Below are 15,795 nucleotides of genomic sequence, written 5' to 3' on the forward strand. Positions count from 1 at the left end.
CGCGCCTTGAAATCACGAACAAGACCGGGCCTACCTCCTTGATGTTCGTGTATCGATGCCATTGGAAACTGTGGGCTGCTTGAGCCGAGCGTGCAGCGTAGCGTCGTCGAGCTCGCCTTCCCACCACGACACGAACACAGCGGCGATGCCATTGCCGGTGATATTGGTAAGGGCTCGCACCTCGCTCATAAACTTGTCGATCGAGAATACGATTGCCATGCCGGGCACCAGTGCCGGGTTGACCACCGACAATGTCGCGGCAAGTGTGATGAAGCCTGCGCCGGTTACGCCGCTTGCCCCCTTCGAGGTCAGCATTGCCACGAGCAAGATCGTGAGCTGCTGGCCAAAGGTCAGATCGACCCCGAGTGCCTGGGCAATAAACAATGTCGCCAGCGTCATATAAATGTTGGTGCCGTCGAGGTTGAAGGAGTAGCCGGTTGGCACCACGAGGCCAACTACGGGTTTTGAGCAGCCCAGCCGTTCGAGCTTCTCCATCAATTGCGGCAGCGCGCTTTCCGAGGATGAGGTGCCGAGCACGATCAGAAGCTCGTCCTTGATATAGATAATGAATTTGAAGATCGAAAAGCCGACGATCCGCGCGATCAGGCCGAGCACGACGATCACAAATATCGCCGCAGTCGCATAGAATAGTACGATGAGCCCGATCAGATTACCGAGCGCCGCCGGCCCGAACTTGCCGATCGTGAAAGCCATGGCGCCGAACGCACCGATCGGGGCCGCTTTCATGACGATGGCGATCACGCCGAAAACCGCATGCGCGACGTCGTCAATCATGCTGCGCAGCCGTTCTCCACGCTCCCCAAGCGCCATAAGCGAAAAGCCAAACAGGATCGCGAACAGGAGCACTTGCAGAACATCGCCGCGAGCGAGGGCGCCGACCACAGTATCGGGAATGATATTGAGAAAAAAATCGACGGTCTTCGAGGCTTCCGCCTGCTTGACGTAATTGGCGACTGCCGCAGCGTCCGGTTTGACCGCAAGACCATGGCCGATTTGGACCAGATTGCCCATGACAAGGCCCAACACCAGCGCAAAGCTCGATACGATCTCGAAATAGACCAGCGCTTTGACGCCGACGCGCCCGACTTTCTTTGCATCCTGGATATGCGCAATGCCGGATGCGACGGTGCAGAAGATGATCGGCGCGATCACCATCTTGATTAGCTTGATGAAGCCGTCACCGAGCGCCTTGACCCAGTCGTTGGTCGCGACCGACGGCCACAGCCAGCCGACGATGGCGCCGATAACGATCGCGATCAACACTTGAACGTAGAGAATCTTATACCAAGTCTGCGACGCGCGCGCGGGCGCCGCAGTTGCCATGGTGGTCATGACGCTTCCTTCCCGAATACACTCGCATGCGAGCCGCCGCGTCGTTGAAGACGACGGCATCATACGAGGCTGTCATTTAGCCGTGTCCGATTGAAGACGGTTCCGAGAGCCGGCGCGTCATTCCAAAGGCAGGCGTTCAGTTACGTTATCTTTATTCGTCAAGCAAGATCTGCACCAGAGACCCAACCGATCGTGTCGCTATCAGATAAACCGCCGTTCTTCTGACGAGGTCTGTTTGAATCGTCGAATGGCATTTGTGAGGTCGATCGCGAAGGTTGCTCTGCATCGTCGCATCTTGCTGGCAAATTACCCGAGTCACGTCTCGGCATCGAAGTCCTAGAGTGATGGGTACGCTTCGACTTCTGAAGTTGATGCAACAGTACGCCTCATTGATAAAATTGATCGTTTGGATCGGAGGCATCCAGGCGATGGAAGCGTGCGACATCTAGCGGGTTGGTCGACGCGAGGCGTATCCGCATCGGCGGCCGCTGAGCCGTTGGGCGCCTCGGCGGTTACGATGGAGCCCCGATCATTCCGCTTTGGCGTTTTGAGCGTTCTTTTTTCTGAACTCATTGCCAGGCAGGACGAGTCCAATGTGACTTGTTCCGGCTGCGAATGTACTGGCGAGTGCGAATGAGTTGCGACAATTGGAACGACGGTGAGTGTACTCAAGTACAGAGGTGGTGATCCGGTGAAACCGGATGGTTCGGCAAAATTTCTGACGCAGAGCGTTTCTGCGTCCGCGTTGCCAAACCGCGATTACCTAGTCCATGTCCATCCGTGCAGGACGTCTTCGCAGCCGCGAGCCGTGATTGACCAAGTCGTAGGCTGGAGCGGGCGCTAAATAGAAGAAGCTTGCCGCAGGACGCAAGGGGCGAATAGCGCCCTTCAACTCGGGTGCCGAGAATCGCCTCCTCGATATTCGGTGTTCCTCAGAGCGCGCGCTTCTCCATGATGATGGCACGACAAAGTGTCGCCGTTCGCGGGCCAGCCTCTCACCTGGAGCTCGCAAATGCCCGATCCGATGTCAGGTCTATCCACGAGGTTCCTGCGTACGCCCGAGGCTGCGCGGTATCTTACCCGATCCGCCCGCATGCTCGAAAAGCACCGCACATATGGCAGGGGGCCGGCGTACCGAAAAATTGGCGGTCGCGTCATCTGCGCACTGGATGACTTGAGAGCATGACCCGATTCTCGGCACCAAGACGTCGACGTCCGACAGGCCGCGACAGTTCAGGGGCGAGATCCTGTGGGATGTGTGCGATGGCGAGCCGAACTCAGCTGTTTGGTGTGTGCACCAGATGCTCGTCATGGCCCGGCGGAATCGCTGAATCATCATCTCTGTATACACGCATTCCACTTTAAGCTCGCATATTCGTCACTTTTTCGGCCCGTTTCCAATTAATGTATACAGGTAGTGTCCCCAAGTGAGGTATCGGCGCATGAGCCATTGCTTTCCAACCAATGTCTGGTACGCGGCCGCGTGGGACGCTGAGGTGAGACAGGCGCTGTTGCCGCGGACGATCTGCGGCAAGCACGTCGTAATGTATCGGCGCGCCAACGGCGACGTGGCAGCACTGGAGGACGCTTGTTGGCATCGGTTGGTGCCGTTCTCAAAAGGGCGCCTTGAGGGCGACAGCGTGGTCTGCGGCTATCATGGGCTGAAATACAACGCGCAGGGCCGTTGCACCTTCATGCCCTCGCAAGAGACGATCAACCCCTCTGCGTGTGTACGTGCCTATCCTGTGGTCGAGCGCGATCGCTTCGTCTGGCTGTGGATGGGTGATCCGGCGCTAGCCGACCCGGGCATGGTGCCGGACATGCACTGGAACGATGATCCCGCTTGGGCCGGCGACGGTGACACCATTCACCTGAAATGCGACTATCGTCTGGTTGTCGACAACCTCATGGACCTGACGCACGAAACGTTTGTGCATGGCGCCAGCATTGGCAATGACGCCATCACGGAAGCGCCGTTTGACGTCACCCATGGTGAGAAGACCGCTACCGTAACGCGCTGGATGAAGGGAATTGCCGCGCCCCCGTTCTAGGCCAAGCAATTAACCTGGTCCGGTAGACCGCTGGCAAATTATCCGTTTCGAGGCGCCGTGCACGATCAATATCGACGTCGGAGTGGCGCCCTCAGGAACCGGCGCGCCCGAAGGCAATCGATCGGCTGGCGTCAATGGTATTGTCCTCAACACCATCACGCCCGAAACGGAAACGAGCTGCCATTATTTCTGGGCCTTCGTGCGCAATTATCGCCTGAACGAACAGCGCCTGACCACCGAACTTCGCCAAGGCGTTTCCGGCATCTTCCGTGAAGACGAGGTCATTCTCGAGGCGCAGCAGCGCGCGATCGACGAAAATCCCGACCGGGTCTTCTATAACCTCAACATCGATGCCGGCGCGATGTGGGCCCGCCGCTTGATAGATCGCATGATCGAGGCCGAGAATCCGCACCACGGTCGTCAGGCCGCGGAGTAGGGCATGGCCGAGCGCGACACTGACCGCTCAGTCTCACAGACGGTACGCGCCCAGCTCAGCTTGCGCGATCTGATCCTGTCGGGCGACTTGCGGCCGGGCGAACGGATCTCCGAGTTACAGGCTGTGGAGACGACCGGCGCATCGCGCACTCCGGTGCGAATGGCATTGGTTCGGCTGGAGGAGGAAGGACTTCTGGAAGCGATCCCTTCTGGCGGCTTCATGGTGAAGGCATTCTCCGAACGAGATGTCCTGGATTCGATCGAGCTGCGTGGCACCGTAGAAGGTCTGGCCGCGCGTTTTGCTGCCGAGCGCGGTGTTTCGTCGCGCGATCTTGAGCCTCTAAAAGGATGTCTTGACGAGATTGATGGACTGGTGCGGCAGGATCCAATCTCCGTCGAGGCCTTCTCCTCCTACGTCGCGCTCAATGCGCGATTTCATGCGCTTTTAACCGAATTGTCGCACAGTCCGCCCTTGATCCGGCAGGTCGATCGCGCGTCGGCGCTACCATTCGCCTCGCCCAGCGGCTTTGTGATGACCCAATCGACACTACCGGATGCGCGCCACACACTGTTGATTGCGCAAGATCAACACCGCGTCGTGGTCGATGCAATCGAAAACCGCGAAGGTGCGCGGGCCGAGGCAATCATGCGCGAGCACGCCCGAGTGGCGGCGCGCAATCTGCGCTTGGTGCTCAGGAATAAGACGCATTCTGACCTGCTGCCAGGACTGGCGCTCATCAGGATGGCAGGCGATTAAAGGAAATCTCCATGCGCTTCATTGAAAGCTGGACATCGGCAACGCTCGTGGCGACGCGCTATCTAACTCCTTCGATCCGCGAGTTTCTGATCAAACCGGAAAACTTTGATGGCGCGGCCTATCCGGTCGGCAGCCATATCAATATCGCCGTCACTATCAATGGGCGTCCGGAGACGAGGTCCTATTCCTTGGTCGGCGAAGCCGACCCGGCCGGCTTTCGCATCGCCGTGCGGCGCGCGGAGGACTCCCGTGGCGGCTCGCAGTACATGTGGTCGCTCGCGCCGGGCGCGCGGTTGACAATTACGTCGCCCGCCTCGCTGCTGCCGATTGACTGGGCTCGCCGGCACTATTGCCTGATTGCGGGCGGCATTGGTATTACGCCGCTGATCGGGGCGGCCCAGGCGCTGGCACGCCGCAATGCCGACTTCACTCTGCATTATGCTGTGTCTTCCCGTGAGCAAGCCGCCTATTTGGACGTTCTCGCCCCATTGCTGAACGAGCGGCTTATTGTCCATGCAGGCAACGAAGGGCGCAGGCTAGATTTCGATGGCTTGTTCGCCTCGCTGCCGCCTGATGCCTTGACCCTCCTGTGCGGTCCGATCCGGATGCTCGATGCTGCCCGCCGGGCCTGGACCGATGCAGGTCGCGCACTATCCGACTTACGCTACGAGACCTTTGGCTCGAGCGGCTCACTGCCGACTGAAGGTTTCCGGGTGCGCCTTGCAGATCGGTCTCTTGAGATCGAGATTCCGCGCGATCGCTCATTGCTGGACGTGCTCAATGAGGCTGGTTACGAGGTGATTTCGGATTGCCGGCGCGGCGAGTGCGGCGTCTGCGCCATCGATCTCGTCAAAATCGACGGTGATCTCGACCACCGCGACGTTTTCTTCAGCGAGCAGCAAAAGCACGCGAACGAAAAGATCTGTGCATGTGTCTCTCGAGCCCGCGGCACCATTACAGTCGATATACTGCACCGCCCGGACGGGCCATAGATTCGCTGCAACACGTTTTTGGGGCAGCAGGTTCTGGCCGAGAACTCGGCGACTAACGGATGTCCCACGGTATGCTCCCTGTTATCATAGAACAGTGCGCATGATTACCGGGTGACGATGGTCGGCAGCTGCTGTCCCTGTCCTTGGCAACAAGCAAGCCGAATAAGAAATGGACTCCGAAACCTTTGTTTTTCGGTCGTGTCCATTCTCGCAGTAGACTTTGGCGGGCCTCGGCGCTTATACACGCTCGTTCTTGAGACACCTAAGAAACAAATTAATACTTCGATGCGGAATCACGTGAGGATTTGCATCGATTTTATTCAAAGCGCGACATCTGTCGGGCGACCAGCTCTCCTGCTCATTCTGCCGCCGCTGTCTGTTTGAATACAAAGGTGCCCGGAACCTGACAGCGGGTTAGGTCCACTGCACAGTGACGCTGGCATCCATGCGGGTTTTTCTCGCGTAGGCACAAAGCGCACCACATTTCGCAAGCGGCACGGGGATTGCTGGATGGCGCGCGAGGAGCTGCCGCCGTCAGACCGGTCGGAGCGGCCCTGTCACAGGAGTTTCCGATGAGGTTTGCGATGCCGCTGTTGCTCGCAGAAACGACGCGAAATGTGATGGCCCCACGAGATTGCGCGTGCCGGACGACAAGCGTACCACCTTGCCGAAGCCCGCGAGACGGCCCGAGAGCGCGTTGAGCGTCAACGTAAGCATCGAGCTCGATAGCCAAGGCACGCAAACTGCAACATTTCAGGCGTTCTGTTCGCGCGACAGCATTCGCCCGATCGGGCTTCTTGAGAATGCTCCTGTGGCTCCAGAAATCCAGCTCACGACTGCGGCGAATTGGGCTTTAGGCGCCGTGATCCGCAGGCGCGTCGTGGCGCGAAAAGGGACCGGTGAAGCAAACACAACCAATGCGGTCGCCATCTTGCAAGCGGTGCAGCCGAACTTAGGCACGGCGTCCCGTCCTTGGGGCTTGCACGCGATCAAAAGGCGATGCGCGCCAAATTCCTCAGCGAGCCGGACGCGCAGACGACCGCTGCGCGGCCACGGCGACGTGCTCTCACCGGTGGGCTGACGCACATGGATGTCCTTTCGCCAGAGGTCTGGCAATCCGTTGCGCTCACGGTCGAGCTCGCCTGCGTGACGACAATGATCCTGCTGGTGATTGGCGCGCCGCTCGCGTGGTGGCTCGCACGGTCAAAGACGGTTTTGAGCGAGGCCGTAGCGACGATGATCGCGCTTCCGCTCGTGCTGCCGCCAACGGCGCTCGGTTTCTGCGTCCTCGTCCTGCTCGGCCCGAACGGACCCGGCGGGCTTCTCGCCTCTTTCTGGGGCCAGCACACACTCGCATTTACCTTTGCGGGAATCGTCGTGGGATCGGTTCTCTCGGCGCTCCCTTTGGTGGTGCAGCCGATCCGTAGCGCCTTTGTTGCAATGGGCGACCGCGCGCAGCAAGTTGCGGCAAGCCAGCGCGCTTTTCCGTTGTGCGCCTTCATTGCGGTCGGCCTGCCGCCGGCACGGCTGGAGTTCCTCAAGGCTGGCGTGGTTGGCTTTGCCCACACGATCGGCACATTCGGTGTCGTCATGATGATCGGCGGCAACATTCCTGGGCGCACCAAGGTGCTGTCAGCCTACGTCATTGACTACGTCCAAGCATCGCGCTGGCGCGAGGCAAGTTGGGTTGCGGGGGGTATGGTGATGTTCGCTCTTGCCGTCATGTTCACCCTAACTCTCATCGACAAACGGTGTGCCAGGAGAGGTACATGACGGGCAGCAAGCCGAATCGAAGTACCTTCGGTGTGCTGTCCAAGCATGTCCGGTACTAACCGAGCGGCAGTATCGCAGGTCAGATCGGCCCTTTTCTTGGCGAGGATACCATGAACAAACTCGTTGCGGCCGCGGCGGCTGCCGGTATCAGCTTCAATTCAGCTCACTGCGCGCCTTTGCCCGAGGCGAGGGCCGATGACGTCGGAGTTTCCAGTCAGCGGCTTGCCAGACTGGACGAGTTCTTCGCTCGGGAAATCGCAACCAAACGCGTGCCGGGCGCAGTGGTTGCAATCGCCAGAGACGGCAAGCTGATTCACTACAAGGCGTATGGGCAGCTCGATCCGGAAAAAAGAACGTCGATGCGGCTCGATGCGATATTCGCGCTCGCATCTATGACCAAACCGATGGTGGCGGTTGCCGGCCTCACCCTCACGGAACAAGGTCGCCTGCCTCTGCGGGCCAAACTGACGGATTACTATCCCGAATTTGCAAAGATGAAGGTGGGAGTGCCGCAGCCTGACGGCTCATTGAAATACGAAGCGCAGAGTTCTCCGATTTACGTCCACGATCTTTATCGCCACACATCAGGGCTCACCTATGGTGCGCCACCGGATAGCGCAGATCAGGTGGCGCGTCTCTATCCGGATTTCGCAGCTCCGCCGGTCAAGGGCGATAAGCGGGCTTTCATCGAAGCCATTACCAAGCTGCCGCTGGCGCACCAACCGGGCACGGAGTTCGAATACGGCTTCTCGACTGACGTGCTTGGAGCTGTCGTGGAGCAGGTTAGCGAGCAGCCGTTGGGCGAGTATCTTTCCAGCAACGTGTGGAAGCCGATCGGAATGCTGGATGCCACTTTTCATTTGTCGACATCGCAACGCAAGCGGTTGGCGCGTCCATTTAGAGACGACCCGCTGACCGGAAAGCCACAAAGCATCGAGCTCCTCGAAAGTCAGACGAGGTTTGACTGCGGGGGAGCCTGTGCATTCGCGACAGTTGGTGACTACGTGCGCTTTGGGCAAATGCTGCTAAACGGCGGGGAGCTCGATGGGCGGCGGATCCTCGGTCCGAAGACTGTGCATCACATGATCTCCAACCACCTTGGGCCAGAGATCAAAAATAAGGTCGCTCATGTGGAGCCGCACCGCGCCGGCTTTGGGTTCGGGCTCGGAGTGGCTGTGCGCATAAGCGAGGGTCTCTCGGCCGTTCCAGGCAGTCCAGGTGAGTTCACCTGGACCGGCGCTTACGGAACACAATTTTTCTGTGATCCGAAGGAGCGCTTGGTCGTGGTGGTCGGCACGGCCGCGCCCGGAGAGATCCGCAAGTATTACCGCGAGCAGGTCCAAAATATCGTCTATGCCGGAATAGTTCGATAGTTTGCTGCCGTCGGAAATGCTCGTGAACAGCTTGGATGACTGGCAAATTATGCTTGCTGCTGCGGACAGGCATCAAACCTGAAAGGACAGCAAGGTCGTTTGCTGACCCGCGTCGGACGATCGGGCCCAGTGCTTGGAACGAGCCATTCTGATCGAAATCGGTGATCAGTACGGTGCCGCGAACTGCGACAATTATCGTGCCGGCCGGTGTGGCGGCCGTACTTGAAGAGCGAGTATGACGCCGTCGCCGCCAGGAGCGAGCCATTGTGATGCATTGTTGGAGTTCTCACGTCGACGGTCCAAACCGGACACCATAAGCACGACAAGTGGTCAATTGCGCAGCTTGCGCGTAGCTCGCCAATCCTGCTGCAGATCCACAAGCGACGGCTTGGTATCCGTCAGTTGCTGTGCAGTGGCCTATTTCTTGCTGCTGAACGTCAGCATCGTTACGGCTGACGCGGCACTTGGAAGGGCTCATGGGCAGGATAGAGGAAACCTTCTACAGCGTGATCAGACGTCAGGGTATCACGCGTCGCAGTTTCCACAAATTCTGCAGTTTGACGGCCGCGAGCTTCGGACTCGGTCCGCTCGCAGCAAGCAGTATCGCCAATGCCCTCGAGACCAAACCGCGTATACCCGTCATTTGGCTGCACGGGCTCGAGTGTACCTGCTGCTCCGAAAGCTTCATCCGCTCCGCGCATCCGTTGATCAAAGACGTGCTGTTGTCGATGATTTCGCTCGATTACGACGATATGGTCATGGCCGCGGCTGGGCACCAGGCCGAAGCCGTCCTGCAGGAAAGCCGTGCCAGGTACAATGGCAAGTATGTGCTTGCCGTAGAAGGCAACGCGCCGCTGAACGAGGGAGGCATGTTCTGCATTGACGGCGGCAAGCCGTTCGTTGAGAGACTCAGGTGGATGGCGGAAGCGTCCATGGCGGTCATTGCTTGGGGGAGCTGCGCATCCTGGGGCTGCGTTCAAGCGGCCAGGCCCAATCCGACCGGTACTGTGCCTATCGACAAGGTGATCTCCAACAAGCCGATCGTCAAGGTTCCCGGGTGTCCCCCCATCGCAGAGGTCATGACCGGCCTCGTGACCTTCATAACCACGTTCGGAAGGCTTCCTGAACTCGATCGCCAAGGGCGCCCAAGGATGTTTTATTCCCAGCGCATCCACGACAAGTGCTATCGGCGTTCGCATTTCGACGCCGGCCAATTTGTCGAGGAGTGGGACGATGAGTGCGCCCGCAAGGGCTACTGCCTTTACAAGATGGGCTGCAAGGGGCCGACCACCTACAATGCCTGTTCGACGCTTCGCTGGAATGGGGGCGTTTCATTCCCTATTCAATCCGGCCACGGCTGCCTCAGTTGCTCCGAAGACGGCTTTTGGGACAAAGGTTCGTTCTACGACCGGCTCACGGCCATCCAGCAGTTCGGCATCGAGAAGAACGCCGATCAGATCGGGATGGCCGCTGCCGGCGCGGTTGGGTTGACCGTAGCCGCACATGCGGCGGTCACGGCCGTGAAGCGACTGACCCGCAAGCCGGATCGCGCAGCTCATAAAAATAAGCCAACTTAAGGGGAGGACGACGGTGGCCGTCCAGACACCGAATGGGTTCAAGCTCGATCGTTCCGGCAAGCGAATTGTGATCGACCCGCTGACCCGGATCGAGGGCCACCTGCGCGTCGAAGCCAACCTCGATTCGAACAACGTGATCCGCAACGCGGTCTCGAGCGGGACGATGTGGCGTGGCATCGAAGTCATCCTGTGCGGGCGGGATCCGCGCGACGCCTGGGCGTTCACCGAGCGGATTTGCGGTGTCTGCACCGGCACCCATGCGCTCGCCTCCGTGCGCGCCGTTGAAAATGCACTTGGGATCGCCATTCCGGAGAATGCCAACTCGATCCGCAACATCATGCAGCTGTGCCTGCTTGTGCATGATCATCTCGTGCATTTCTATCACCTGCACGCGCTGGATTGGGTCGACGTGGTCTCCGCGCTCAAGGCTGATCCCAGGTCCGCCTCGGCGCTGGCGCAGTCCATCTCGCCCTGGCCGCTGTCGTCTCCTGGCTATTTCAAGGATTTGCAGATCAGGCTCACCAAGTTCTTCGGGTCAGGGCAACTCGGTCCGTTCAAGAACGGCTATTGGGGGCATCCGGCTTACAAGCTGCCGCCGGAAATGAACCTGATGGCCGTGGCGCATTATCTGGAAGCGCTCGACTTCCAGAAGGAGATCGTCAAGATCCAAGCCATCTATGGGGGCAAGAATCCGCATCCGAACTGGCTGGTCGGCGGCGTGGCCTGCGCGATCAACATCGACGGAAATGGTGCGGTTGGCGCGATCAATATGGAGCGGCTTAACCTGGTGTCCTCGGTCATCGACCGTTCGATCGAGTTTGTCGAGCAGGTCTATCTGCCCGACATCGCAGCGATCGGCTCGTTCTATAAGGACTGGCTGCATGGCGGCGGGCTTTCTAGCAAAAGCGTGATGTCCTATGGCGACATCCCCGAAAACGCTAACGACTGTTCCGCGAAAAGTCTCAGGCTGCCGCGCGGCGTCATTCTTGGCGGCAATCTTGAGGAGATTTTGCCGATCGACCATGGCGATCCCGAGCAGATCCAGGAATTCGTCGCGCATTCATGGTATAAATACCCTAGCGAGTTCAGCGGCCTGCATCCCTGGGATGGCGTCACCGAACCGAATTTTGAGCTAGGGGCAAAGGTCAAAGGCAGCAGAACAGATATCAAGGAACTCGACGAAGACGGCAGGTATTCCTGGATCAAAGCGCCGCGCTGGCGCGGCCACGCGGTCGAGGTGGGGCCATTGGCGCGATACATCATCGGTTATGCGCAAGGCAAAGCCGAATTCAAGGAGCCGGCCGAGAGGCTGCTCAAGGGGCTCAATCTTCCGTTGAGCGCGCTGTTTTCGACGCTTGGCCGTACCGTGACGCGGGCACTCGAATGCCAGTGGGCGGCGCATCAGATGCGCTATTTCCAGGACAAGCTGGTCGTCCATATCAAGCAAGGCAATAGCGCAACTGCCGACGTCAGCAAGTGGAAGCCGGAAGGCTGGCCTAATGAGGCCAGGGGCTACGGTTTCACTGAAGCGCCGCGCGGTGCGCTCGGGCACTGGATCAAGATCAAGAACGCCAAGATCGACAATTACCAATGTGTCGTGCCGACGACATGGAACGGGTCTCCTCGCGACCACCAGGGAAATATTGGCGCTTTTGAAGCCTCCCTGATCGGTACTCCGGTCGCCGATCCGCAGCGGCCCTTGGAGATCTTGCGCACGATCCATTCCTTTGATCCGTGCCTGGCGTGCTCGACCCACGTGATCAGTCCTTCCGGCCAAGAAATGGCTTCAGTCGATGTTCGTTAGGTCCATACTGGACAAGGCTCCGAAAACCGTTGCCATCGTCGATGCAGCGCCGAGTGTTCACGGGGCCGCCTACGTTTATGAAGCGCCGGTGCGACTGTGGCACGCGGGCAATGCGGCGGCCATTCTGGTGCTGGGCATAACCGGTTATCTCATTGGAACTGGGACACCGGCAATGCCGGGGGAGGCTAGCGACAATTTCCTGTTCGGCTATATCCGCTTTGCGCATTTCTTGGCGGGATATGTGCTCGGCGTCGGATTTATGCTGCGCATCTACTGGGCCTTGATGGGAAACCCGCATGCCATGCAGATCTTTTGCGTGCCGCTCTGGCGCAGATGCTTTTGGCGCGAAGTGTACGACGAAATGCGCTGGTACGCCTTCCTTGCAGCTGAGCCCGAAAGGCACGTCGGGCACAATCGGTTGGCTCAGCTCGCGATGTTCTTCATGTTCACGCAGACCACCACGTTCATGATCGTCACGGGCTTTGCAATTTACGGGCAGGGCGTCGGTCGTGACAGCTGGCAGTACAAGTCGTTCGGCTGGGTATTTGCAATCTGCCCGAACGGTCAAGACGTCCGTACCTGGCATCATCTCGGCCTGTGGATGATCGTGACCTTTGCGCTGGTCCACATTTACGCGGTGATCCGGGAAGACATCATGTCGGGCCGGAGCATCTCCTCGATGATTTCGGGGCAGCGTCAGTTTCGCGATTGACCGGGAGGCGGATGCTGAGTCCGGAGAACAAGAAAAGGATCCTGGTGCTCGGCGTCGGCAATATCCTATGGGCCGATGAGGGATTCGGCGTGCGGGTGGTAGAGGAGTTTTATCGTCGCTACACCATCGATGACAACGTCTCCATCCTCGATGGTGGCACGCAGGGGCTCTATCTCGTCAGTTTTCTTGAGCAGGCCGATTGCCTGATCGCGTTCGATGCCGTCGATTATGGACTTTCTCCCGGACAGTTGAAGCTCGTGCGAGATGACGAGGTGCCGAAATTTACCGCTGCCAAGAAGCTGAGCCTGCATCAGACCGGCTTTCAGGAGGTCTTGAGTGCGGCCGACCTGCTTGGTCGCTGCCCGCGAGAGCTCGCTCTGATCGGCTGTCAGCCGCTGGACCTGGAGCATTGGGGCGGTCCGTTGACTGCACCGGTGCGTGTTCAGATCACGCCTGCGATCGAACTGGCCTGCAACCTGCTGGCCCAGTGGGGCGCACCGGCAAGACCGCGGGCCGTCCCGCTGCCTGCATCAGAACGGCTGTTGGGGAACAATATCGACCATGTCAATTATGAAAGGGCGCAGCCGATCTAGCGGCCGCGGTTATCCATGTGCCTTGGCTTACCAATGACGATTGTTGAGACCGACGGCGTCACGGCGCTATGCGAGTATGGCGGTGAAAAGCGGCGTGTCTCGGTCATGCTGCTCTCCGGCGCGATGGTCGGCGCCAAGGTGCTCGTCCATATCGACACAGCGGTGCGGCCCTTGGAGGAGGATGAAGCAAGGCGAATCTCGGAAGCACTCGACGGGCTCGAGGCTAGTCTCAACGGCGAGGACTGCGATCGCTTCTTTGCGGACTTGATTGGTCATGAGCCGCAATTGCCCGACCATCTACGCTAGCGGGGTGCCGAGCGCGGACATCGTGTTGCCGGCCCCTGCTCACGAACCGATTTGCAATCGTAGGCAACTTTTACAGAGAAAATGTAAAGCGCTTACAGCCACTGCTCCGGCCGGGAATGCGATCACAGCGAGACGATCATTGGCATGTGCCTTGCTGAGACCTCGCCGAGAGAACCCGAAGACTATCGGAAAGGCGTCTGATGAAGTTCCAGCCGGCTCAGCATGATCTGGCGCGGCCTGGTCTGTCCGAGGTGGAGAGAGCGGGCGGCGATGCTCATCTGGCCGGGCAGGATCCCGGGAAGAAAGGCGTGGAGCTGCCGTCTTCAGCGGGCCCCTTATATTCACGCTGGGCGATCCACGTCGCAACCGCGCTTTCTGAACAGACCAAGGCGCTCCGGCCCGTGCAAAGGGTCGTAACCGCACGCGGCGCCGGTGACGAACCGGGCGGGCGGCTCGGCCTGCGTGGCCCGCCGAGGCCGATCGAATGCCCTCAGCGCGCTACACTGCGCCTGGTCGGCAAGAGTCAGGTCCGGTTGGACAAGATCGCCCCCATGTCGGCATCGATCGTACGACCACAAGCGGGTACCGCCTGGATCGCCAATAGCATTGCCATTCGGCACGTTCACCGGAACGTCGGATCATGAAAACGGCGGCCCGCAACGGAGACGAAAGCCCTGCGTCGCCGATGAGCGCGCTTCCTGTGGATGCGGATAGTCTCGACGTCATCCATAGCGGGCCCGCGGCTGTGGGGGCGCTCGCCGAGCGCGTTTGGCACGATGGCGGCGAGCTTGCAAGAAACTGTCCAAATGCCATCGCCCTGTTATCGAACGCAGCTGCTGCCGCTCGCGGCCAGAAGAGCAGCGCACGCACGCAACTGTATGGGCTCGCGGATCTCAGTGATCCCGAGCGCAAGCTGATTGCCGAAGTGCTTGGGGAAGGCGAGGTCGCCGGCTTCGTTGGGCTACCAGATGGCTCTCTGGCCGAAATCCAGGAGTCCGTGCTTGCGGGAATCTGGCGCGTGCGCATAGGGACGGAACCGGCGCACGATTACGTTGAGATCGGGGCGATCCCGCAGATTGTGCGACGCGCCGCAACAGACCTGACGTCGACCGATCTGGTGATCGGTGCGGCGCCGGACGGCGCAATGAACGTGTTGCCGGTGCTCGCCGAAATACGCGAGCGGGCCTGCGCCTGGCGGCATGGCATGCGCGCGCATGTCATCAATCTGACACTGCTGCCGATGAATACCGTTGATCTGGCGTTTCTGCAGCAGAGCCTGGGCAATGGTCCGGTCCAACTCATCTTCCGCGGCTATGGCACATGCCGGGTGCAAGCGACCGGGATCCGAAATGTTTGGTCGGTGCAGTTCCTCAACTCTATGGACACCATCATTCTCGACACATTGGAGGTCGGCGACGCGCCGATTGTTGCGTTGGCTGCCGACGAGGATTTCGAGGATTCTGCCGAACGTCTGCAGGAAATCATGAAGGCTTACGTCTCATGAAGACCTTGGAGACTGTTTGGCGTCCGGTCGGTTCTCACAGCCGGCGCGCGCGCAATGTGGCCTTGGCTGAATCGTGCGCAACCACCGGAGAACGATGGCGACGCAGACTGCTGCGCGAGCGCGTTGCGCGCGAAAAACTAAAAGCTGCTTCGGCTTTCGTGCGTCCAAGGCCGGCTTTGCGTCGGCTGAAGGTGATGCTTGAACGTGGACAGGACTTTCGCAGGCGCAAGCACGCCGAGGTGTCGGCGTCTGACGAGATGCTCGTAGCAGCCTGTTGGGATACCGCCGGTCGAGCCATGCGCACGCGATCGGTCTTGAACGATCCATATCCAGGGTCGAAGCGATCGGGTTTCGCACGCGCAGAAGGTAGGTGCGATAGCGTAATGGGCGCGCCTCGGGCCATGAAGGTGGCCGTCTGCCTGGGTAACGGCACCTGCTCAAGGCATGCTGGGCAGAGATCGAACCTGCGCTCAGTTCGATCCGGTGACGTTGAACCTGTTTTCAGCGAAATCGCGCCGTTGAGCTCGAGCACCTGTTGCTTCCTGCTCTCGGCGAGTTCCGCACG

At 59.5% G+C, this 15,795-nt stretch carries 13 protein-coding genes and 2 pseudogenes; 14 read left to right on the forward strand and 1 reads right to left on the reverse strand.

Annotated elements, in window-relative coordinates:
- Positions 1 to 30: 30 nt before the first annotated feature.
- Complete coding sequence (locus ACVMDN_RS01675) at positions 31 to 1,353, reverse strand: dicarboxylate/amino acid:cation symporter (protein ID WP_456835778.1); 1,323 nt, start codon at positions 1,351 to 1,353, stop codon at positions 31 to 33.
- 1,012 nt (positions 1,354 to 2,365) lie between these two features.
- Between ACVMDN_RS01675 and ACVMDN_RS01680 the strand changes: the two are divergent.
- The 14 genes and pseudogenes from ACVMDN_RS01680 (at position 2,366) to ACVMDN_RS01745 (ending at position 15,230) form a co-directional block, all read left to right on the forward strand.
- Positions 2,366 to 2,684, forward strand: a pseudogene (locus tag ACVMDN_RS01680) (helix-turn-helix transcriptional regulator).
- Positions 2,685 to 2,795: 111 nt separating this feature from the next.
- Positions 2,796 to 3,840: pseudogene (locus ACVMDN_RS01685) on the forward strand (aromatic ring-hydroxylating dioxygenase subunit alpha).
- 3 nt (positions 3,841 to 3,843) lie between these two features.
- The gene (locus tag ACVMDN_RS01690) at positions 3,844 to 4,596 is read left to right on the forward strand and encodes a GntR family transcriptional regulator (protein ID WP_069279826.1); all 753 of its coding nucleotides are present in this window, start codon (positions 3,844 to 3,846) and stop codon (positions 4,594 to 4,596) included.
- An 11-nt stretch (positions 4,597 to 4,607) separates the two neighbouring features.
- Complete coding sequence (locus tag ACVMDN_RS01695) at positions 4,608 to 5,588, forward strand: PDR/VanB family oxidoreductase (RefSeq protein WP_069279825.1); 981 nt, start codon at positions 4,608 to 4,610, stop codon at positions 5,586 to 5,588.
- A gap of 640 nt (positions 5,589 to 6,228) precedes the next feature.
- Complete coding sequence (locus ACVMDN_RS01700) at positions 6,229 to 6,669, forward strand: hypothetical protein (protein ID WP_141713621.1); 441 nt, start codon at positions 6,229 to 6,231, stop codon at positions 6,667 to 6,669.
- 5 nt (positions 6,670 to 6,674) lie between these two features.
- Positions 6,675 to 7,361, forward strand: coding sequence for a molybdate ABC transporter permease subunit (locus ACVMDN_RS01705; protein ID WP_069279830.1), 687 nt, complete (start codon positions 6,675 to 6,677; stop codon positions 7,359 to 7,361).
- 110 nt (positions 7,362 to 7,471) lie between these two features.
- Positions 7,472 to 8,734 (forward strand): serine hydrolase domain-containing protein, encoded by a 1,263-nt coding sequence (locus ACVMDN_RS01710; protein ID WP_069279824.1) that lies wholly within the window; start codon positions 7,472 to 7,474, stop codon positions 8,732 to 8,734.
- A 476-nt stretch (positions 8,735 to 9,210) separates the two neighbouring features.
- Positions 9,211 to 10,311, forward strand: a complete 1,101-nt coding sequence (locus ACVMDN_RS01715) for a hydrogenase small subunit (protein ID WP_069279823.1) — start codon at positions 9,211 to 9,213, stop codon at positions 10,309 to 10,311.
- A 13-nt stretch (positions 10,312 to 10,324) separates the two neighbouring features.
- Entirely contained in the window at positions 10,325 to 12,115 is a 1,791-nt protein-coding gene (locus tag ACVMDN_RS01720; protein ID WP_069279822.1) for a nickel-dependent hydrogenase large subunit, read from the forward strand.
- Positions 12,105 to 12,827: a Ni/Fe-hydrogenase, b-type cytochrome subunit gene (gene cybH / locus ACVMDN_RS01725; RefSeq protein ID WP_081334789.1), complete on the forward strand. Its 723-nt coding sequence runs from the start codon at positions 12,105 to 12,107 to the stop codon at positions 12,825 to 12,827. Before ACVMDN_RS01720 ends, cybH begins: the two co-directional genes overlap by 11 nt.
- 11 nt (positions 12,828 to 12,838) lie before the next feature.
- Positions 12,839 to 13,420, forward strand: coding sequence for a HyaD/HybD family hydrogenase maturation endopeptidase (locus ACVMDN_RS01730; RefSeq protein ID WP_069279821.1), 582 nt, complete (start codon positions 12,839 to 12,841; stop codon positions 13,418 to 13,420).
- Between the two features lie 15 nt (positions 13,421 to 13,435).
- Positions 13,436 to 13,726: a HypC/HybG/HupF family hydrogenase formation chaperone gene (locus ACVMDN_RS01735; RefSeq protein WP_069279820.1), complete on the forward strand. Its 291-nt coding sequence runs from the start codon at positions 13,436 to 13,438 to the stop codon at positions 13,724 to 13,726.
- Between the two features lie 200 nt (positions 13,727 to 13,926).
- On the forward strand, positions 13,927 to 14,370 hold the full coding sequence (locus ACVMDN_RS01740; protein WP_069279819.1) for a hypothetical protein: 444 nt from the start codon (positions 13,927 to 13,929) through the stop codon (positions 14,368 to 14,370).
- Positions 14,367 to 15,230 carry a hydrogenase expression/formation protein gene (locus tag ACVMDN_RS01745; protein WP_069279818.1) on the forward strand — a complete coding sequence of 288 codons (864 nt, stop codon included), beginning with the start codon at positions 14,367 to 14,369 and terminating at the stop codon, positions 15,228 to 15,230. Before ACVMDN_RS01740 ends, ACVMDN_RS01745 begins: the two co-directional genes overlap by 4 nt.
- Positions 15,231 to 15,795 lie beyond the last annotated feature (565 nt).

The sequence above is a fragment of the Bradyrhizobium sp. USDA 4510 genome (genome assembly GCF_054059095.1).